This window comes from Pseudomonas sp. FSL R10-2189 (assembly GCF_009600325.1).
Taxonomy (GTDB): Bacteria; Pseudomonadota; Gammaproteobacteria; order Pseudomonadales; family Pseudomonadaceae; genus Aquipseudomonas; species Aquipseudomonas helleri.
In genome coordinates this window covers 44123-62852 of record NZ_WIVZ01000007.1, presented here as the reverse complement: position 1 = coordinate 62852, position 18730 = coordinate 44123, and the positions used below count along the sequence as shown (strand labels likewise).

The 18730-nt window shown below is 58.0% G+C and carries 20 protein-coding genes; 12 read left to right on the top strand and 8 right to left on the bottom strand.

Going from position 1 to position 18730, the window contains the following annotated elements:
* The first annotated feature begins 76 nt into the window (after nucleotides 1-76).
* Complete coding sequence (locus tag GHO32_RS08055) at nucleotides 77-364, top strand: hypothetical protein (protein WP_153334042.1); 288 nt, start codon at nucleotides 77-79, stop codon at nucleotides 362-364.
* A 24-nt stretch (nucleotides 365-388) separates the two neighbouring features.
* Here GHO32_RS08055 and GHO32_RS08050 read toward each other — a convergent pair whose 3' ends face one another.
* A complete protein-coding gene (locus GHO32_RS08050) occupies nucleotides 389-1999 on the bottom strand; it encodes a hybrid sensor histidine kinase/response regulator (RefSeq protein WP_153334043.1) in 1611 nt (536 codons plus the stop codon).
* A gap of 113 nt (nucleotides 2000-2112) precedes the next feature.
* On the opposite strand from GHO32_RS08050, the gene GHO32_RS08045 reads away from it, so the two are divergent.
* A complete protein-coding gene (locus GHO32_RS08045) occupies nucleotides 2113-2715 on the top strand; it encodes a response regulator transcription factor (RefSeq protein ID WP_153334045.1) in 603 nt (200 codons plus the stop codon).
* 148 nt (nucleotides 2716-2863) lie between these two features.
* On the opposite strand, the gene GHO32_RS08040 is transcribed toward GHO32_RS08045, so the two are convergent.
* The 3 genes from GHO32_RS08040 to GHO32_RS26445 are packed head-to-tail and all read right to left on the bottom strand — an operon-like array spanning nucleotide 2864 to nucleotide 5912.
* The gene (locus GHO32_RS08040) at nucleotides 2864-3505 is read right to left on the bottom strand and encodes a glycine zipper domain-containing protein (protein WP_178113859.1); all 642 of its coding nucleotides are present in this window, start codon (nucleotides 3503-3505) and stop codon (nucleotides 2864-2866) included.
* 32 nt (nucleotides 3506-3537) lie between these two features.
* Nucleotides 3538-5145: a hypothetical protein gene (locus tag GHO32_RS08035; protein ID WP_153334050.1), complete on the bottom strand. Its 1608-nt coding sequence runs from the start codon at nucleotides 5143-5145 to the stop codon at nucleotides 3538-3540.
* Complete coding sequence (locus tag GHO32_RS26445; RefSeq protein ID WP_178113858.1) at nucleotides 5142-5912, bottom strand: hypothetical protein; 771 nt, start codon at nucleotides 5910-5912, stop codon at nucleotides 5142-5144. The genes GHO32_RS08035 and GHO32_RS26445 overlap by 4 nt, the downstream gene beginning before the upstream one ends.
* A gap of 478 nt (nucleotides 5913-6390) precedes the next feature.
* Between GHO32_RS26445 and pstS the strand changes: the two genes are divergently transcribed.
* From pstS to GHO32_RS08000, 6 genes are all read left to right on the top strand, one after another.
* Nucleotides 6391-7422 (top strand): phosphate ABC transporter substrate-binding protein PstS, encoded by a 1032-nt coding sequence (gene pstS / locus GHO32_RS08025; protein ID WP_048372862.1) that lies wholly within the window; start codon nucleotides 6391-6393, stop codon nucleotides 7420-7422.
* Between the two features lie 71 nt (nucleotides 7423-7493).
* Nucleotides 7494-8459 carry a phosphate ABC transporter permease subunit PstC gene (pstC, locus tag GHO32_RS08020; RefSeq protein ID WP_153334052.1) on the top strand — a complete coding sequence of 322 codons (966 nt, stop codon included), beginning with the start codon at nucleotides 7494-7496 and terminating at the stop codon, nucleotides 8457-8459.
* The gene (gene pstA, locus GHO32_RS08015) at nucleotides 8459-9352 is read left to right on the top strand and encodes a phosphate ABC transporter permease PstA (RefSeq protein ID WP_048372866.1); all 894 of its coding nucleotides are present in this window, start codon (nucleotides 8459-8461) and stop codon (nucleotides 9350-9352) included. Before pstC ends, pstA begins: the two co-directional genes overlap by 1 nt.
* 75 nt (nucleotides 9353-9427) lie before the next feature.
* Nucleotides 9428-10189 carry a phosphate ABC transporter ATP-binding protein PstB gene (gene pstB / locus GHO32_RS08010; protein WP_019410462.1) on the top strand — a complete coding sequence of 254 codons (762 nt, stop codon included), beginning with the start codon at nucleotides 9428-9430 and terminating at the stop codon, nucleotides 10187-10189.
* A gap of 72 nt (nucleotides 10190-10261) precedes the next feature.
* Nucleotides 10262-10960, top strand: coding sequence for a hypothetical protein (locus GHO32_RS08005; RefSeq protein WP_048372868.1), 699 nt, complete (start codon nucleotides 10262-10264; stop codon nucleotides 10958-10960).
* Nucleotides 10960-11595, top strand: a complete 636-nt coding sequence (locus GHO32_RS08000) for a hypothetical protein (RefSeq protein ID WP_256665507.1) — start codon at nucleotides 10960-10962, stop codon at nucleotides 11593-11595. Before GHO32_RS08005 ends, GHO32_RS08000 begins: the two co-directional genes overlap by 1 nt.
* Before the next feature lie 145 nt (nucleotides 11596-11740).
* On the opposite strand, the gene GHO32_RS07995 is transcribed toward GHO32_RS08000, so the two are convergent.
* The gene (locus GHO32_RS07995; RefSeq protein WP_153334054.1) at nucleotides 11741-12616 is read right to left on the bottom strand and encodes an EamA family transporter; all 876 of its coding nucleotides are present in this window, start codon (nucleotides 12614-12616) and stop codon (nucleotides 11741-11743) included.
* Between the two features lie 117 nt (nucleotides 12617-12733).
* Here GHO32_RS07995 and GHO32_RS07990 point away from each other — a divergent pair, with 117 nt between their 5' ends.
* From GHO32_RS07990 to GHO32_RS07980, 3 genes are all read left to right on the top strand, one after another.
* On the top strand, nucleotides 12734-13504 hold the full coding sequence (locus GHO32_RS07990; protein WP_153334056.1) for a helix-turn-helix domain-containing protein: 771 nt from the start codon (nucleotides 12734-12736) through the stop codon (nucleotides 13502-13504).
* Between the two features lie 185 nt (nucleotides 13505-13689).
* Complete coding sequence (locus GHO32_RS07985) at nucleotides 13690-14073, top strand: helix-turn-helix domain-containing protein (protein WP_178110030.1); 384 nt, start codon at nucleotides 13690-13692, stop codon at nucleotides 14071-14073.
* Nucleotides 14057-15379 carry a type II toxin-antitoxin system HipA family toxin gene (locus GHO32_RS07980; RefSeq protein WP_153334058.1) on the top strand — a complete coding sequence of 441 codons (1323 nt, stop codon included), beginning with the start codon at nucleotides 14057-14059 and terminating at the stop codon, nucleotides 15377-15379. Before GHO32_RS07985 ends, GHO32_RS07980 begins: the two co-directional genes overlap by 17 nt.
* An 84-nt stretch (nucleotides 15380-15463) precedes the next feature.
* Here GHO32_RS07980 and GHO32_RS07975 read toward each other — a convergent pair whose 3' ends face one another.
* Nucleotides 15464-15922 carry an Rrf2 family transcriptional regulator gene (locus tag GHO32_RS07975; protein ID WP_153334061.1) on the bottom strand — a complete coding sequence of 153 codons (459 nt, stop codon included), beginning with the start codon at nucleotides 15920-15922 and terminating at the stop codon, nucleotides 15464-15466.
* Nucleotides 15923-16065: 143 nt separating this feature from the next.
* Between GHO32_RS07975 and GHO32_RS07970 the strand changes: the two genes are divergently transcribed.
* Nucleotides 16066-16950 carry an NAD(P)/FAD-dependent oxidoreductase gene (locus tag GHO32_RS07970; RefSeq protein WP_153334063.1) on the top strand — a complete coding sequence of 295 codons (885 nt, stop codon included), beginning with the start codon at nucleotides 16066-16068 and terminating at the stop codon, nucleotides 16948-16950.
* Between the two features lie 81 nt (nucleotides 16951-17031).
* On the opposite strand, the gene GHO32_RS07965 is transcribed toward GHO32_RS07970, so the two are convergent.
* Complete coding sequence (locus tag GHO32_RS07965) at nucleotides 17032-17829, bottom strand: amino acid ABC transporter ATP-binding protein (protein WP_153334065.1); 798 nt, start codon at nucleotides 17827-17829, stop codon at nucleotides 17032-17034.
* Nucleotides 17826-18728: an amino acid ABC transporter permease gene (locus GHO32_RS07960; protein ID WP_218576896.1), complete on the bottom strand. Its 903-nt coding sequence runs from the start codon at nucleotides 18726-18728 to the stop codon at nucleotides 17826-17828. Before GHO32_RS07960 ends, GHO32_RS07965 begins: the two co-directional genes overlap by 4 nt.
* Nucleotides 18729-18730 lie beyond the last annotated feature (2 nt).

Genomic DNA, 18730 nt, shown 5'->3' with positions numbered 1-18730 from the left:
ATGTTCAGTGCGCCTCATAAAGCCCCGCCAATCCAATACCCCATCAAAAAATAATCAGCACTCCCCAGAGGTTGCCATGAAGCTTTTTCACTCAATGACGGTTCTTACTGTATTCGGCACGTTGGCTATCGGCATGTCCGGGTGCCAGGTGGTCAAGCCTGCGGAGGGTGATCTTAAGAGTCGCGCTCAAACCAGTATTGGTAAGCCGGTTACGGATATTTCGAACATCCGCAATGATTTCAATACGACGTACTTCAGCGTTAAAACCGCCGGCGGGGAATATACGTGTGAGTTGCCCAGCGGCCCGATGGTGGCTCTCGCGTCCATGGGCATGGGGGCGGGCGCGCAGTGCAATAAGCAGTAAGCTCGCACTCGCGCTAACGGCTGGTTAACCCGCTTGTTTGCGCGCGAGTTCTCGCAATGTTGTGCGTAATTCTGTCGGGCGCACGGGTTTGGAGAGGATGGCGATATTGTTTTCTCGAAGCTGTGTCTGGATTTTATCGGTGTCGTGCCCGCTGAGTATCAACGCGGGCACCGCCCAGCCGCGTTGTTGGCGCAGGCTGTTGATGCACTCGATGCCGGTTGCGTGGTTGCCCAGGTCATAGTCGGCGATGATGACGTCGCAGTCGCTGCTCAGGTTTTGCCCGGTCAATTCGGCCTGCACTGTGCAGCCCCAGCGCTCCAGCAGTGCGCGGGTGGCCATTAATACGTTGTGATCATCTTCGATCAGGCAGACTTTCAAGCCTGTGAGCAGCCAGGCTTTGTGCTCGCCTTCTTGAGGGGCAACGGTTGGCGGCGGCACTGTCGGCGCTAAACCATTCAAGCAGACTGACGTGCCGTGCCCCACCCGCGAGCGGATAGCAACTTCAAGGTTCATCAAGTAGCCCAGACGCTTGACGATGGAAAGGCCCAGGCCCACGCCTTCAACGTCTTTGTCGCGCTGATGGCGCACGCGGTAAAACTCTTCAAACACTTTTAGCAGGTGCTCTTTATCAATCCCCCGCCCCTGATCATGAACCTCGATCGCAAGCCCACTACCGCGCTTGCGCACGCCGATCAATACCGGGCGCTGGGCACCGTACTTGAAGCAATTGGACAGTACGTTTTGCACCATGGTTGTGAGCAGCACAGGGTCAGCCCGGACCCAATGCGGGCAAGGCCTCAGGCGCAATTCAACACCGGCCCAACGCGCAGCCTCGGCATTTTGCCGCACCACGTCGGCCAAAAAGTCCCCCAGGTGCAGGGGCTGAAAGGTGGGCAGTACGCGGCCGTTGTCCAGGGTGTAGAGGTCGAGTATCGAGCGAAAGAGTTGCGAAACGTTGAGGAGCGAGCGGTCGATGCTGTCCACCAGGCGTTGCTCGTCATCCCCCAGGCGGGCTTCGCGCAAGCACGCGGTAAAAAGGCCGATGGAATGGATGGGCTGGCGCAGGTCATGGCTGGCCTGGGCCAGAAAGCGCGATTTTTCCAGGTTGGCGGCCACGGCTTCTTCAGAAGCTTTGCGCGTACGCTCCAGCAAGAGGTGGGCATACAGCGGAATCACCGTGCTGGTGATCATCAGCATCAGCACCATAAAAGGTTGCGTCCGCCACCAGGGTGTCAGCCAGTAGACGATCATTAACGCCAGCAGCGCCAGCGCTGTGGCAATGGCCAGGTAGCGCGAGCCATAGCGCATGCCGTTACCCAAGTTGATCCAGACCATCACCGCGTAGAGAGGCAGCGCCGCTTCTGCGCCGACGATCAACCCGAACGAGGTCCCGGTGTAGTCGTGAACCATCCCCAATATTCGGCGCACAGGGTAATGCCCGGGCCACTGAGAAATGGCGTAACGAAAGCCAATGGACGCCAGCAGGAACAGCACGTAATAAAGGATGACAGGGAGATAACGCTCTACCTGGTGCCCAGGCAGAAAGCCCAGCACGCTGATGTAGCCAATGGCGCAGAGGGTCACAATGATGCGCAAGTTGGCCTGGTCGAGTTCGGTGTTCTTCTGAAACGTCATACAGAGCATCCTGAACTGAGCATCTGGCAGGCCGTGATGGGCCCTACGGGTTATCAACAGGCTCGATGCTAAAGCCATCCTTATAAAAAGCCTGACTCAAGGTAAAACACGATATGTCATGCAGAATCATTATTGCCGACGACCACCCGATGTTTCGCGAGGGGATGTTGCGCACCGTGCAACGCCTGTTACCTGAGGCGACGGTAGAGCAGGCGGGCGACTTTCAGACGGTCAAGGCGTTGATACAAACGGGCGAAGAAGTCGACACACTGATTCTTGACCTGCGCTTTCCCGGTTTGACCTGCATGAGCCTTTTGCATGAACTGAGACAAACATTGCGGCGCACCACGCTGATCGTCGTGTCGATGGTCGATGACCCGGCGCTGATCGAGCAGGTGATGGCTTTGGGCATCGACGGCTTTATTGGCAAAAATATCGCCCCAGACGACATCGGGCAGGTGCTGCTGGCCATTCGGGAAGGCAATGTGCTGGTTAAATGTACGCCCTCGGGCTTGCTGCCACTGCACACCCATGTGCTCACCACTCGCCAGCAGGAAGTACTGCGCCTGATTGCGGACGGCAAGACCAACAAGGAAATTGCCAAGGTGCTCTCTATTTCGCCCTTTACCGTGCGTATTCATGTGTCGGCACTCTTGCGCGCCTTGAATGTGCCCTCTCGGGCAGCAGCGGCGGTGAAGTATTCAGGTATCCATTGAGGCCTGACTGTATCAGTGCGCGAGTACGGGGTAAGTCATACAGATGGGCTAATAGCGGATTGATAGGCCACAAACAGGCAAAAAAAAAGGCACTGGCGATTGCTCACCAGTGCCTTTTTTTACTTGAGGGCAAACCTGCCCAGCCCGCTTACACCTGAGCGTTCGGCACCACCTGGATCGCCGATTGGGTACCTCGCGTCAACTCGCGGTACTCGTAGGTCACTTTGTCAGGCGTGACCTTGCCGCTGTAGCCCTTCTTGATGTTGGCGACGATGTAGTTGAAGTCGCTCTTGCTGCGGGTGGTGACGACGATGTTGGCGTTGCTGCTGGCGCTGGACACGTAGTTGCCCACTTGCGACAGCGGCTGCTGGAGGTGTTTGTCGCGTTTTTTCACCAAGGCCTGCGGGACGTTGACCTGCATCGAGTCCATGCTTTCGACACTGGCCGCGCCAACGTCATTGCGCTTGTCTACCGGTACCGCCTCCTGACGGGTCGTCAGTTGCACCACCGCGACATCGCCCGACTGGCGCTCGATGGCCGCCTTGGCTTGACGGGCGTTTTCCAGGTCTTTTTGGCGACCCACGTAGTAACCGGTCGGCGCGCCCAAGGCCGCACCAATGGCGCAACCGACGCGAGGATTGCCACCCGTACCGGCCGCAATCGCCGCGCCACCAATGCAACCGAGCACACCACCGACCGCCGTACTGCCCACGGGCGAGTTCTGGCAACCACTCAACAACAAGCCGCTACAGGCGAGCAACACGGTCGATACAACAAGTGCACGTGACAAGGGCGATTCCTTTCGAGAGTGAAAATGAGCATTCATTGAGGCTGATACCCGTAGGACAGGCCCCCGAGCAGGTGCAGGCGCACCCGTTCGTTAAGCGGGTAAAACACCGGCTGGACCTGCGCCGTCCACTGCACACTGTGGGCAATGAGCCAGCCCATTACCCCAAGCGTGGAGCCGTTCTGGCGCTTGAGGTCGAGAAACAGCGGTTGTTCGGTCACCTTATTGGTCCAGAGCATCGGCACCGCCAGCACCACCAGCGCATAGCCTGCGAAGGCGGCCATGTAGAGCCTCGGCGGCACATAACACAGCGCCCGCCCGAAGAACCCCAGGCACTTGAAGATGTGGGTAAAGGCGCCGAGCAGGGAAAACAACAGGGCGATCATCGGCACAATCAGAGCCCGGTAACTGTCACGACCGATTTGCGCCTTTTCGCCTCTGTCGCGGTAGCTCTGCGGGTCCACCAGGCGATCTTCGATTAACTGTTTGGCATCATGGCTAATGGTCGGCCGGTACACGGTCTGCTCAAAGCCGCCAAGTGACAGGTCGGGTTGCAAGGTGATCATGTAGGGCAAATGCAAAGCATCGCGCCATTTGTTCTGTATCGGCAACTGCGCAAAAAACTGCCCGCGCGGCAAGCCCGGATCGATCCATCGGTCGACCGACTTCAGCCCGGAGGCATAGGCGCTGCGGGCATCCAGTTGCACGCGCTTGGCCACGGCCCGATTGAAACCCGCACGGTCATTGGGGCGCCAATCGTCGGCCACCGCAATGCCCTTCTCGCGCAGCGACTGGCGGACTGTGTTGGCATGGCGCCTGGGTACATTGTTGGGGGTCAGGCGGCGATTACGTTGTTTGAGGCTCTGCTCGTAATCGCTCCAGGCCTGCTGTTGGCGCCGGGCGATAGAGGCCGCGCTGATCGCCTCCAGGTAACGGCTACTGCCCAATTGGTACTGGCGATAGCTCTCGTTCAGTTCGGCGAGGGAGTCTTGGTAGTGACGATAATTGACCGCAACGTTGCCGCGCACGGTTTCGGCAAACAGCTCGAAAAACAGCTGAGCCTGGGGTTTGATTTTTTCGATCAGGTGATCTGCCGACAGCAGCATATTGGGCAACGTCGCCAGCAGGGTCTTGCCCTCGGGGCTCTGCAACTCTTCGCCGGTGAGGTTGAGACCGGCCAGTTGGAAATCGTCGTGCCTCACCAAGTACGTAGCCGGCACACCCAAGGCCGCACGCGCGCGCTCATCGGGCGTCGAGCGATCCACCAGGTGATTGACCAATGCCAATTGCGCATAGTACGTGGTGCCGATGCAGGCGACGATCACCAGAAGCGCACAGATCGTTGTGCGAAGACGGCTCCAGCCTTGGCGCAAACTCCTTTTCAGCACCGCCCCCAACCCCAGCAGGGCCACCGCCGTGCCGGCGATCAAGCGTCCGTAAACCTCGATGGACTCCACTTGATGCTGGCTGGCCAGACCACCGACGACATCCAGCAAACGGGCGTTGAAACCCATTTCGACAATCAGGTACAGCAGCGTCAGGGTCAGCATCACCACAACCAGTACACGCTCTTGATGCCGGGGCAGCGGGTTCTTGTCTTTGCGTAGCCAGTGCAACAACCCACTCGGTGTGAGGCCGGTCAAAACCCGGGCTCCGCGCTGGAGATCAAGTTGATCACCAGTCGGCGACGGGGTGTCGCAGTCGCCTGAGCGTGTTCAACGACGGCATCCGCCACCGGCTGCGGCAGCGTAGAAGCAATCGCCTCTTTGGGCTCCGGTTTGGGTATGGGCTTGGGCGCAGGGGCAGGGGCAGGCACAGGCACTGGCACAGGCTTAGGGGGCACTGGAGGCTTGGGCGCCGGTGCGGGGTCAATCGCTGGTTTGGCTTTGGACAGGCCAAGCAGCAGCCCCGGCAGGTCGATCTTCATCGGCCCACGGAAGTTTTTATCTTTCGAAGAGTAGGTCCAAGCCTCGGAGTGCTGGCCATTCATCTGCATGGCGACAAAGTTCTCGCCGTTCTCACTGCGCTGGAAGGCCAGAATGTCGCCACAGCCGCCCAGTCGATAGGGGCCCCAGACAGACTTGCCGGAGATCACCACCAGCGCAGTTTGCGAATCGCACTGGGCAGTGCGGTAGCTCATGACCACCGCCGTGTCGCCGTCCAGCTCCATCGTGGTTTCGACGGTGCTTTCACGCCAGTCGTCCGGCAGTTGCACCTGCATCTTACGCTCGTGCAGGTTCAAATACGCTCGGCCAGTCGGGGTTTCCATGTGACTGAAAGGCCCGCTCACCGAATTAAAGCGACCGATCTCCTGGTCGGCCTGCGCGGCGAACGCGCTGCACAGCAGCACAAGCAACAGGCTGCGAGTCACCAGCCTGGCCAGCACTTGCAGCACTCTGATGGGTTTCAACGTGCGTCATCCTTAACCGAATTCCTGGGCGAGCCGACAATTCGCTTCGCGCGGGGATGCTAGCACAAAGCCATAACCTCACGATAATGCAGTTTTGGGGCGTCTGCGGCCTCTGTGTCTCAGTAGTCCGCTGTTTTAAAAGCGTTACGCACCCACCTGCGAGATGTTTGGAGAGCCCGGAGCGAGACAGGCGAGCACAAACGATAAAGGTTAATTAATGTCGACATTCAGGCATTTCCACCTTCGCGCACCCGTCTAGTCTCCAACCTCAAAGCGCCCTGGCGTCGATCAACGCAGCAGTTTCCACCATTAGGAATTAAGCATGGGAGTGAAGTAACTCGCCCGTTTCAGTGTGCGAAGGACCCAGATCGAGGGACACCCAGGGTGCTGATGACCCTGTAAGAACAATCGGCATTCATAAAAGTGTCACACGATTGTTGCAAAGTTCTCGGGCCCGATCTCACACGGAATTTCTTTGATGAAAAGCTTAATGAAGTCTGCTGCACTGGCTGTTGCTGTTTCTCTCTGCGCTACGTCGGCGGCGTTTGCTGCTGAGAGCGTACGTCTGACAGGTTCCGGTGCCAGTTTCCCGGCTCCGATTTACCTGACCTGGTTTAAAGATTTCAGCAAGAAAACCCCTGGTGTCACCGTGGACTATCAGTCCAAGGGCAGCGGTGCGGGCGTTCAGGACTTTTTGAACAAGACCGTTGATTTCGCTGCAAGCGACTCGGCAATGAGCAAAGAAGACATCGCTAAAGTGGCTGAAGGCGTGCAATTGCTGCCAATGACCGCCGGTGAAATCGTCTTGGCGTTCAACCTGCCAGGCAACCCGAAAGAGCTGAAATTGCCACGCGATGTTTACTCCAACATCTTCCTGGGCAAGATCACCAAGTGGAACGACCCACTGATCGCTGCCGCCAACCCTGGCCTGAAGCTGCCTGATCTGCCGATCACTGTGGTGGTGCGTGCTGACTCCAGCGGTACCACCGCGGTCTTCACCAAGCACTTGGCTGCCATCAACCCTGAGTTCAAAAAAGACCTGGGTGAAGGCAACACCGTTAACTGGCCTGCCAGCGACAAGTTCATCAAATCGCCTAAAAACGATGGTGTGACTGCCACCGTTCGTCAGACCCCAGGCGCCATCGGTTACATCGAATACGGCTTCGCCAAACTGGCCAAAGTTGACTTCGCTCAACTGCAAAACAAGGCCGGCGAGTATGTTGTGCCTAACGCTGAAAGCGGTGCCGAAGCCTTGGCTGCGGTGAAGATGCCAGAAGACCTGGTGGCCTGGCTGCCAGATCCGGACGGTGCCAAGTCTTACCCGATCACCACGTACACCTGGATGATCTTCCGCAAGCACAACGAAAACCCGGCCAAGGCCAAAGCCATGCGTGAAATGGTTGAGTACGGCCTGACTGAAGGTCAGAAAATCTCTGACTCGATGGGCTACATCCCGCTGCCACCGTCGGTTGTTGATCAAGTTCGCAAAGCGTCTGCCAACATCCAGTAACACGCGTGAGGTCTCTCCCGGCAGGCGCTTGCCATGCCGGGAGAGTGTCCCCCCAGCTCCGGAATTAGCCAATGAATACACCATTTGTCGTACCGGTTAATCCGGATTCTGCTTGCCAACCACCGTCCGCGAAGGACTTTCTGGTTGATCGCACCTTCCGTGCACTCGCTCGTATAGGGGTCGTTTTGATTCTGGCGTTGGTCTTCGCCTTGGTATTCGAGGTAGGACGCAAGGCCCTTCCCGGCATGGAAAAGCACGGTTTCGACGTGATTTTCGGCAGTGTCTGGGACGTTAACCAAGGCAAATACGGCATTCTGCCGGCTATTTGGGGCACGCTTTACAGTGCTTTTATCGCGCTGTTGATCGCAGGTGTATTCGGCGTCAGCATGGCGATTTTCCTGACCCAGGATTTCTTGCCAGCCCGGCTGGCTGCTGTGTTTCGTACCATCGTAGAACTGCTCGCCGCCATCCCGAGTGTGGTGTATGGCCTGTGGGGCATCTACGTGGTGATACCGGCTATTCGCCCGCTGACCGCGTGGCTGAACACTGAGCTGGGCTGGATTCCTTTCTTCGGCACCTCTTTGAGCGGGCCGGGACTTCTCCCCGCGGCACTGGTACTGGCAATCATGATTCTGCCCACCATTGCTGCTGTTTCGCAGGACGCCCTCACCGCCGTCCCGATGAAAACCAAGCAAGCCGCCTACGGCATGGGCACCACCCACTGGGAAGCGATTCTCAAGGTGATGGTGCCATCGGCCGCCACCGGTATTTTCGGCTCCCTGGTACTCGGCCTCGGCCGTGCGCTGGGTGAAACCATGGCCCTGGCGATGCTGGTAGGCAATGCAAACAATATTTCACTGTCTCTGTTTGCGCCGGCCAATACACTGGCCGCCTTGCTGGCACTGAACTTCCCTGAAGCCGGGCCCAACGAGATCGAAGTGCTGATGTACGCAGCCCTGGTGCTGATGTTCATCACGCTGCTGGTTAACGTGTTCGGCTCCATGATCATGCTCTACGCCCAGCGGGGTCATAAGTAATGACAAACCTCACGTCCCCTACCAAGGCGCTGCCAAGCCTGCAACGCCGGCTCGAAGGCCGCTCGCTGCGCAGCCTGATACTGACCACGCTGGTGTGGTTTGGCGCGTTGCTGGCCAGTGTGCCGCTGATTTCCGTGCTTTATATGTTGATCACCCGCGGCGGTGCACGCCTGAGCCTCGAGGTGTTCACCGAGCTGCCACCCACCGGCTTTGAGACCGGCGGCGGTTTCGGTAACGCCTTGGCCGGTACGTTTGTGATGGTCGGTATCGCTGCCGCCATCGCGGTGCCGGTCGGCATCCTGGCTGCCGTGTTCCTCGCAGAGCTGGGCCCGGACAGCAAGCTGGCCAACGCCTCGCGCTTTGCCGCCAAAATGCTCACCGGCCTGCCGTCGATTCTGGCCGGTGTATTTGCCTACGCGCTGGTGGTGATGACCACCGGGACCTACTCGGCGCCTGCCGGTGGCGTGGCCCTGGCGGTGTTGATGCTGCCGATCGTGGTGCTGACGGCTGAAGAGTCGATGAAGATGGTGCCCAAGATCATGAAAGACGCCGCTTACGGCATGGGCTGCACCCGCTCGCAAGTCATCTGGAAAATCGTCTTGCCCACCGGCCTGCCGGCCATTTTGACCGGTGTGATGCTCGCCGTCGCACGCGCCGCCGGTGAAACCGCACCGCTGCTGTTTACCGCACTGTTCAGCAACTACTGGATCTACCACGACGGCAGCCTGGCGGTGATGAATCCAACGGCCTCGCTTGCCGTACTGATTTACAACTTCTCTGGCATGCCCTTCGACAACCAGCTCGAACTTGCCTGGGCAGCTTCGCTGGTGCTGGTGATGATCGTACTGCTCGTGAATATCGTCAGCCGTATTTTCGGCAAGCCAAAGTATTGAGATAGGGAGCACCTGATTTTGAACGTATCAACTGCGCAAATAGCCGCTCCGTTTATCACCCAGGTCCCTGTGGTCATGGACTGCAAGCTGGACAAGATTTTCTACGGCAACTTCCTGGCCGTCCGTGACAGCCATGTGCCGATTGAAAAGAACAAAATTACCGGCTTTATCGGCCCGTCTGGCTGCGGCAAAAGTACTGTGCTGCGTAGCCTCAATCGCATGAACGACCTGGTCAAAGGCTTCCGCTTTGAAGGCCACGTGCACTTCTTGGGGCAGGACGTTTACGGCAAAGGTGTAGACCCGGTTGTGGTACGCCGCTACATCGGCATGGTGTTCCAGCAACCGAACCCGTTCTCGATGAGCATCTTCGACAACGTTGCCTTCGGCCTGCGCCTCAACCGCTACAAGGGCGACATTGGCGACCGCGTCAAACACGCCCTGCAAGGCGCGGCGCTGTGGGATGAAGTCAAAGACAAGCTCAAGGTCAGCGGCCTGTCGCTGTCCGGTGGTCAACAACAGCGCCTGTGCATCGCCCGCGCCATCGCCACCGAGCCAGAAGTGCTGCTGCTGGATGAGCCGTGCTCGGCACTCGACCCGATCGCGACCCGTCGTGTGGAAGAGCTGATGGTCGAGTTGAAAAAGGACTACACCATCGCCCTGGTGACCCACAACATGCAGCAAGCCATTCGTGTGGCGGATACCACGGCGTTTTTCTCGGTGGATATCTCCCAGGGCACCCGTACCGGTTATCTGGTTGAGATGGGTCCTACCACCCAGATCTTCGATAACCCACGCGAACAAATGACCAGTGACTACATCACCGGCAAGTTCAGCTGAGTAACAGGCGCCCGCACGTCAGCGGGCATCGGTTTGTTACAACGTGCTTTTTACTGTTTTCCAGGAATACCAATGCCTGCATCGCGTCGTCTTGATCTGCCAGCCATTGAACACTCACTGCGTGAGGTTCAAAGCGGCTTTGCCGAGCTCAGCCGGCACTTTACCGAGCAGCGCGATCCGCTGACCGACGAAGTGCTGAACAATGTGCTTGAAGGCTATGCGCTGATTGATGACTATGTCGCTCGGGGTGTCGACCTGTTTGACCTTCAGCAACTCAACCTGATGCTGGAGATCAATGCGACCGTGCTGTGTGGCAGCGACCCGCAGCGGCGCCTGGAATACGCTCAGCACCTGTTGGCGACCGAGGAGCACTTCTTCAACAACGTTGAGGGAGGCATAAAGGACTTGTTCAACTGGTACGGCGCGCATCGCAACGAATCCGTGTGGAAGCGTGCGGCCGGGGTCTATGTACGCATCCTCAGCGAGCCGCAATTGTTTATCGAAGGCAATCACCGCAGCGGTTCACTGATCGTCAGCTATTTGCTCATGCGCGAAGGCTTGCCGCCGTTTGTACTGACGCTGGAAAACGCCGAAGGCTACTTCAACCCTTCGTCGGTCATACGCAATTCGGCCAAACATGGCGTCAGAGCGTTGTATGAATTGCCCAAGATCAAGAAGAAGTACGCAGCTTTCCTGGAAGATCAGTCACCGGCTCCCAGAAAGTTTTTTCTTAAAGACAAACCCTTGACCGTCATTCAAGGAAGGCACTGATGAACAAGGAATCAACCCTCGCTAACGGCCCTACGGTGGTCGGTCGATTAAAGCAGGCCGTTCAGGCCAGCCTCCCGACATCGCTGCAAAAACGTCAACGCGTGCGTATTTCGTTTGATATCGATGACACCCTCGCCTGCCAGCTTCACCATTGCGACGTCGAGCAAAGCCGCCTGCCCGATTGCGTCCATCGCTGGTTGGGTGAACCGCTGCGTTTCGGCACCCGCGCCCTCATCCGTGAACTGCGCCGCCAGGGCTGCAGCATTTGGGTCTACACCTCGTCCGGCCGCACCCCGGCCTACATCAAGCGTTGGCTCATGCTGTACGGCATCCGCGTTGACGGCGTGGTCAACAGTGATCGCCACAGCCTTGCGCTGGCAGCTCGCGGGCTGTCAAACGCCCCGTCGAAATTGCCATCGGCCTTCGATATCGACCTGCATGTGGATGACTCCGAAGGCGTGAGGCTTGAAGGTCAAGACCACGGTTTTCGCGTTGTCGTGGTTCACCCTGAAGACGAAAACTGGGCCCAACACGTGCTGGACGCAGTCGCCGTGGTCCAGGCGCAGCTGGACTGGCAACACTCGTTCAAACGCCCAGCCCCGGCAGCACAGACCGCCAGGGCGTTTTCTTCCTGATCCCTGTAGCCCGCCACTCAGGGTCGCTTCGCAACCCATCGCAGCCTCATGCTTCGGCAGCGACTACAGGGTTCATGCAGCTTTTGTAGCCGCTGACGAGGCACGAAGGCTGCGATGCGGGCCGCAGGACCGCCTTTCAAGGTGGCTACGTCCGGCCAACCAGCCGTCGCGGCCACCTCACCATCCCCACCACCAGCGCCAGCAACATCATCCCCAGCGACACCGCTTCGCTCGCCCCCACCCGATGGCCCAGCATCAGCATCGAGCCCACAACCCCGAACACCGGAATCAACAACGACAACGGCGCAACCCTCGACACCGGGTATTCCCTGAGCAATACATTCCAGCCCCAGTAACAAAAATGCGTGGCGACATAGACCTGAAACAACAGCGACAACACGGCCACCCACTCAATGTGCGAAACAACGCTCACAAACGGCGCGCTGCCGTGTGCCAGCCACGTGAGCGCAAGCAACGGCAGCGGCGGGAACAGACTGGCCCAGACCACAAAGGCAAAGATCTCCCGCACCTTCGACTGCTTGATGATGATATTGCCCACGCTCCAGCTAAAGGCGCTGACCACCAGCAATCCATAGCCCACAGTCGTCCCATGGCCAGGGCTGCTGAGGATGATACTGATCAGCCCCAACACCCCGAGCCCTACCCCGAGCTTCTGCCCAACACTCAACCGCTCGCCAAACAGCAACACGCCCCAGCCCAACGTGAAAAACGCACTGAACTGAATCAACAGCGCTGCGGTGCCCGGTGGCACGCCCATTTCAATGCCCAGGTTAATCAGCGCCCACATCGCCACGCCGAAAATCAATCCATACGCCGCCAGCCATTTCAGGGCGATGGGCGGTCGCTTGATAAAAAACACCCACGGTAGCGCCGCCAGCGTAAAACGCAGCGCGGTGAGCAACAGCGGATCAATGGCCGCCAGCCCCAGTTTAGTGATGGGAAAGTTAAGCCCCCACATCGCCGTCACGGCGATGGCCAAGGCCAGGTGTTTGTTTTGCATCGTGATGGCGTCCAGTCGTCAGCGCGGATGCCTGTCTGCATCCGCTGGACGTCACTATGCGCACTCAGCGCCATGGCCCGCTTGCACTCCAAGGTCAACATTCATTAAATTTGGGCCATGCGCGAAATAAACATAGATCCCTACGAAAACACGCCACGCGATGCCGTCGTCACAGCCAACAACTACCCCGACGGGCAGCACTTTGCGCTGCACACCCATCAACGCGGGCAATTTGCCTATGCCGCTTGCGGCGTGATTACAGTGTTCAGCGGCCAGGGCAACTGGGTGGTGCCGCCGCAACGGGCGATCTGGGTGCCGGCGGGCGTGGCCCATGAAATGACCATGGCCGGGCCGGTAACTATGCTCAACACGTACATTGCCAACCCGGCCGCCATGCAACTCGCCCTGCCCGCCCACTGCCAGGTCTTCGGTGTTTCGTCCTTGCTGCGTCAGTTATTGCTGCAAGCCCAGGACATTCCAGCGTTGTACGACGAGACCCAACGGGAGGGCCTGCTGATGCGCTTGTTGCTGCACGAAATCGCCGCCATGCCGCCCTTGTCCCTCAACGCGCCCCTGCCCAACGAACCCCGGCTTGCACGTGCCTGCCGCCACCTGCTGGCGCAGCCGTCATTGAACATCGGGATCGACGACATGACCCGACAAGTGGGCATGAGCCGCCGCACCTTCACCCGACTGTTTCGCCAACAGACCGGCATCAGCTTTGTTGAATGGCGCCAGCAAGCCTGCTTATTGGCCGCAGTGGTGCGCCTGGGCAACGGCGAACCAGTCACACGAGTCGCCACCGACCTGGGCTACAGCAGCCCCAGCGCGTTTACCAGCGTGTTTCGCAAGGTTCTGGGCGAAGTGCCGAGCCGGTATTTTGCGTAATAGCAGCAGAAAAATAATACAAATAATTTTTTGTACAAACCCAATAAATCACCAATAACATAAATTTTTATTTGTATTAAATAGAAGGCTTCATTTTCTATAGCCTACAATACAAACAAATATTTGGCTTAAAGCTCAAAACAGCTATTACACAAAGGATTATTTACCTTATGCGTATTCAGCGCATGTCTGACGAAGCCATTGCCATTCAGTTGGGTAAAGCCATCCGTGAGCGTCGATTGCGCAAAAACACAACCCAGGAGCAACTGGCTGAAGCCATCGGTGTCAGTACGCCGACCCTGCAAAAACTTGAAAAAGGCAAAGGCACCCTTGCCGTCCTGATTGCGGCGTTAAGAGAGCTCAATGCTCTGGAACTGCTTACAGCGCTGACTAGCCCTGCACCAGCCAGCCCTTTGGCAGCTTCTAAAACCCCTTCTTTGCGCCTCAGGGCTAAAGGCCGCCCAAAAAATGCATCAAAGGATGTAAGCCAGAAGTATCCGGGCAGCACTACAGGCAAACTGCTCTTCCCTAAAATAACAACGAGAAAAGACCATGGCGAAAGTCGCTGAGGTATGGATCTGGGACAGGAAAGTAGGCGCCGTTCTCTGGGACGAAACACGTCCGGTTCCCACCGGCACGTTTGAATTTGAGCCAGAGTTTTGCTTGATCGGCCTGCAACTCGCCCCGCTGACGATGCGAGCCGAACCTGAAGTGATCTACGAATTTGCATCGCTTCCAGACAAAGCGTTCAAACGCCTGCCGCCATGCTTGTCTGACTCTTTACCGGACGACTTCGGTAATGCAGTGATCGATAGCTGGCTGGCCACCCAAAACCGGGACCCCAAGACTTTCACTCCGGTCGAGCGATTGCTGTACATAGGTAGCCGCGGCATGGGAGCCCTTGAATACAAGCCTGATGCATTGAAGCCCGTAGACACTATTGAACGCCTGCAGATAGACGCACTGGTCGACCTTGCCGGCAAGATTCTGGCTGACCGCCATGACCAACTCGATGGCCTACGGCTTGCCCCCCAAACAGACCGCGACGATGAGGCGTTGAAAAGTCTGTTTAAAATTGGCTCATCTGCTGGCGGCGCACGGGCCAAGGCCATTATTGCCCTCAATGAAAAAAGCGGTGAGATTTGCTCCGGTCAAATTCAGGCGCCAGAAGGCTACAGCTATTGGTTGCTCAAGTTTGATGTCGACCAAAAAGAGAACGCACTGGGTGACCCGCAAGGGTTCGGTAAAGTCGAGTATGCCTACCATCTGATGGCCAAGGCCGCCGGGATCGAGATGACCGAGTGCAGGTTGTTACAAGAGGGATCGCGGTCTCACTTCATGACCAAGCGCTTCGATCGAATGGAAGACGGCGACAAACTGCACGTGCAAACCCTGTGTGCAATGGATCAGGCGGACTACAACGCCCCTGGTACTTACAGCTATGAATCAGCCCTGATGGTTTGTCGTGATCTGGAACTGAGTCGTCTTGAGCAAATTGAGCTTTACCGGCGCATGGTTTTCAATGTCTTGGCCCGCAACCAGGATGACCATACACGCAACATTGCATTCATGGTCTGGCGCGACGGTATCTGGAAACTGACGCCAGCCTACGACGTCTGCTGGTCCTACAATCCCGCCGGAGACTGGACTGCCAAACACCAAATGACACTCAACGGAAAGCGGGACGACTTTTTGCTCGACGACCTGCTCAGGGTCGCGACTCATATCGCCAACTTCAATCCGCGAACAGTGATCAAAAAGGTCGCTTCAGCTGTCAGTCACTGGAAAACCTTTGCGACCAAGGCGCAGGTTCCTGATGCGCTTATCGACCATATTGCAGCGTCTCACCGGCTCTACTTGGCTAAAGATCTATAACACTGTCCTCTGCAGCACTCTCAATACAAGGGCTGTAAGGCGACGATCTTAACGTCGTTTAACGGCCCTGAAAGCTCCCCCACATCACTGCGCCGTGCTTCCCCCCTCACACCGCCCCAACCCCTGAAAACGCGCTTCAAAATCTTCCGCCAATTGCTCCAGCGTCACACTGCCCAGGCGCTCGATCAGCAGTGCTTGAGCGGCATCGAAAGCATCGGTGAGGGCGGCATTCACGGCTTGTTCAACCAGGCATTCCGGGTGGTCGGTGGATAGGCCGATGGCGAACAGCGAGGCCGAGCCAAGGGCTTCGTGGATGTCCAGCAAGGTCATGTCCGCCAGCGGTTTGGCCAGTGTCCAGCCGCCGCGATGGCCCTTTTCCGAGCGTACATAACCTTGCTCCTTGAGCAGGGCCATGGTGCGCCGAATGACCACGGGGTTAGTGCCCAGCATCTGCGCAAGGGTGTCGGAGGTGGCCGGGTGTTCGTGGCGCGCCATGTGGATCAGGACGTGCAGCATGCGGGACAGGCGGGTGTCGTTTCTCATGGGCGTTCGTTTCAAACGTGAAGGTGCGCCGAGTATCGCTCGCCACACTAAAAGTTACGAGAGTGTTGACACACTTACTTCACGTAACTTACGTTGTATCGAGAAATCTTCGAGGGGTCGAAGAATCAACGAGAGGCGTGATCATGGTTTACGACGTGGTGATTGTGGGTGGGAGCTATGCCGGTCTGTCCGCGGGCTTACAGCTGGCGCGGGGCCGACGCAAGGTACTGGTGATTGATGCAGGGCTTCGGCGCAATCGATTTGCCCAGCACTCCCACGGTTTTCTGGGGCAGGACGGCCGCGCCCCTGGCGAAATCGCCGCTCAGGCGCGGGCGCAATTGCTGGCGTACCCGACGGTTGAGTGGGTCGATCAATCGGCGGTAAAGGCCGGCCAATGTGCTGAAGGGTTTGCCGTGGTGACGGCTGACGAACAACGCTTTGCGGCGCGGCGCTTGATCATCGCCACCGGCATGGTCGATGTCCTGCCAGAAATACCGGGGCTGGCAGAGCGCTGGGGCAAGCATGTATTTCATTGCCCGTATTGCCACGGCTATGAACTGGACGGCGGGCCGATCGGGGTGTTGGCGGCCACGCAAGTGGCGTTGCATCAGGCGCTGATGCTGCCGGATTGGGGCCCGACCACCTTGTTTCTGAATGGTGTGTTCGAGCCCGATGCCGAACAATTGGCCAGCCTGGAAAAACGTGGGGTAACGCTGGAACGCGAGCAGATTGTGTCCATCAGCGGCCACGCGGATGTGACGCTGGCCAGCGGTCGTGTGGTTGAGTTGGCAGGCGTGTTCACCCAGCCGCACATGCACATGGCCAGCCCATTGCCCATGCAACTGGGCTGCGAGTTCGAGGCCGGACCGATGGGGGATTTCATCAAGGTCAACGCCACCCGCGAAACCAGCGTGCCGGGGGTGTTTGCCTGTGGCGATGCGGCTGTGGCCGCTGGCAACGTGGCCATTGCCGTGGGTGATGGCGCGCGAACCGGATCAGCGGCGCATCAATCACTGATGTTCCGCTAACCCCCTGTAGGAACGAGCTTGCCTCGCGATCTTTTAAAGATCAAAAGATCGCGTGGCAAGCTCGCTCCTACAGATTTCTACTTACGAATTCCCCCGCGCCCGTGCGACAAACGCGCGGGTGCGCGGTTCTTTTGGGTGCACCAGCACGTCACTCGGTGTGCCCGCTTCGACGATGACGCCGTGGTCCATAAACGCCACGCGAGTGGCGACTTCCTGGGCAAAGCGCAATTCGTGGGTCACCACGATCATGGTCATGCCTTCTGCCGCCAGATCACGCATGACGGCCAACACCTCCCCCACCAATTCCGGATCGAGCGCGCTGGTGGGTTCGTCAAACAGCATCAGCGAGGGCTTCATGGCCAGCGCACGAGCAATCGCCACGCGCTGCTGTTGCCCGCCGGACAGTTGACGCGGGTAAGCATCAACCTTGGCCGAAAGCCCCACCCGTGCTAACAGCGCGAGCGCCGCCTCGGTGGCCTCTTCGCGACTTTTGCGCTGCACCAGCATCGGCGCCTTGATGATGTTTTCAAGCACGGTCAAGTGACCGAACAGGTTGAAGTTTTGAAACACCATGCCGGTCTTTTCACGCTGCCGGGCAATCGCCCGCGGTGTCAGCCCGAAAAAACGGTTGCCCTTGCGGGTGTAGCCCACCAGTTCGGCATCCACGTAGATAAACCCGCTGTCGGGGGTTTCAAGCTGGTTGATACAACGCAAAAAAGTCGACTTGCCTGACCCCGAAGGGCCAATCAGGCACAACACATCGCCGCGCTGGACGGTCAGGCTAATGCCCTTCAACACCTCGGTCTGGCCGTAGCGTTTATGAATGCGCTGAGCACTCAGCACCGGTACATCACCGGCCTGTTCACGGGAGGTTTTCATCGCACCGCTATCCCTTTACCAAAGCGGCGCTCAACCAGACGCTGCGCGCCAGACAACACCGTCGTTGCCACCAGATACCAAAAGCAGGCGACCAGCAGCAACGGAATGGTCTGGTAATTCCGTGAGTAAATTAACTGCACCGAATACAGCAGATCCGACAGCGCGATCACGCTCACCAGCGAGGTCATTTTGAGCATGCCGATCAGTTGATTACCGATTGGCGGGATGATCGACGGCAACACCTGCGGCAGCACCACGTGCATGAATTTTTGCCAGCCGGTCATGCCAAGGGCGTCCGCCGCATGGCGCTGGCCCTTGTCGAACGACAGCAAACCGCCCCGTACGATCTCAGCCATATACGCCGCTTCGTGTAGGCACAGGCCTAAAATCGCGGCCACATAGGGTGTGATCAGCGTGTTGGTATTGGCGCTCAATAACGTAGGGCCAAATGGAATGCTGATCGACAACGTAGGAAACAGTGAGGCCAGGTTGTAAAGGATGATGAGCTGCACCAGCAGCGGCGTACCCCGAAAAAACCACACATACACACCCGACATGCCCGAAATAAACATATTCGATGACAGCCGCATGATCGCCAGAACAATGCCGATGACCAGCCCCAAAAACGTTGTCACAACCGTCAACCAGCACGTCAGTACCAGCCCGTCCAAAATCGCCGGGTGAAACAGGTAATGACCGACAACATCCCAGGACATTCTCGGATTGGAGACTACCGCCCATCCGACCGTGCCCAACACCACCAGCATAAAAGCGATAAAGGCCCATTGGCCGTACCGCCGGGCCGGCACGTAGATCACGTCGTCCAATGCTGCCTGCGGGCTGAGATTCGCCGCCAACGGGTCGTCCTCCAGCCTGCTTTTTAACTCACCCACACGCATAC

What these genes read in the sequence shown, in the direction of transcription:
- GHO32_RS07980 (WP_153334058.1), top strand. Translation starts at nt 14,057, where the DNA reads ATGGCGAAAGTCGCTGAGGTATGGATCTGGGACAGGAAAGTAGGCGCC.
- pstC (WP_153334052.1), top strand. Translation starts at nt 7,494, where the DNA reads ATGAATACACCATTTGTCGTACCGGTTAATCCGGATTCTGCTTGCCAA.
- GHO32_RS08000 (WP_256665507.1), top strand. Translation starts at nt 10,960, where the DNA reads ATGAACAAGGAATCAACCCTCGCTAACGGCCCTACGGTGGTCGGTCGA.
- GHO32_RS08045 (WP_153334045.1), top strand. Translation starts at nt 2,113, where the DNA reads ATGTCATGCAGAATCATTATTGCCGACGACCACCCGATGTTTCGCGAG.
- GHO32_RS08050 (WP_153334043.1), bottom strand. Translation starts at nt 1,999, where the DNA reads ATGACGTTTCAGAAGAACACCGAACTCGACCAGGCCAACTTGCGCATC.
- GHO32_RS07990 (WP_153334056.1), top strand. Translation starts at nt 12,734, where the DNA reads ATGCGCGAAATAAACATAGATCCCTACGAAAACACGCCACGCGATGCC.
- pstA (WP_048372866.1), top strand. Translation starts at nt 8,459, where the DNA reads ATGACAAACCTCACGTCCCCTACCAAGGCGCTGCCAAGCCTGCAACGC.
- GHO32_RS07985 (WP_178110030.1), top strand. Translation starts at nt 13,690, where the DNA reads ATGTCTGACGAAGCCATTGCCATTCAGTTGGGTAAAGCCATCCGTGAG.
- GHO32_RS07975 (WP_153334061.1), bottom strand. Translation starts at nt 15,922, where the DNA reads ATGAGAAACGACACCCGCCTGTCCCGCATGCTGCACGTCCTGATCCAC.
- pstS (WP_048372862.1), top strand. Translation starts at nt 6,391, where the DNA reads ATGAAAAGCTTAATGAAGTCTGCTGCACTGGCTGTTGCTGTTTCTCTC.
- GHO32_RS08055 (WP_153334042.1), top strand. Translation starts at nt 77, where the DNA reads ATGAAGCTTTTTCACTCAATGACGGTTCTTACTGTATTCGGCACGTTG.
- GHO32_RS07970 (WP_153334063.1), top strand. Translation starts at nt 16,066, where the DNA reads ATGGTTTACGACGTGGTGATTGTGGGTGGGAGCTATGCCGGTCTGTCC.
- GHO32_RS08005 (WP_048372868.1), top strand. Translation starts at nt 10,262, where the DNA reads ATGCCTGCATCGCGTCGTCTTGATCTGCCAGCCATTGAACACTCACTG.
- pstB (WP_019410462.1), top strand. Translation starts at nt 9,428, where the DNA reads ATGGACTGCAAGCTGGACAAGATTTTCTACGGCAACTTCCTGGCCGTC.
- GHO32_RS07960 (WP_218576896.1), bottom strand. Translation starts at nt 18,728, where the DNA reads ATGCGTGTGGGTGAGTTAAAAAGCAGGCTGGAGGACGACCCGTTGGCG.
- GHO32_RS07995 (WP_153334054.1), bottom strand. Translation starts at nt 12,616, where the DNA reads ATGCAAAACAAACACCTGGCCTTGGCCATCGCCGTGACGGCGATGTGG.
- GHO32_RS07965 (WP_153334065.1), bottom strand. Translation starts at nt 17,829, where the DNA reads ATGAAAACCTCCCGTGAACAGGCCGGTGATGTACCGGTGCTGAGTGCT.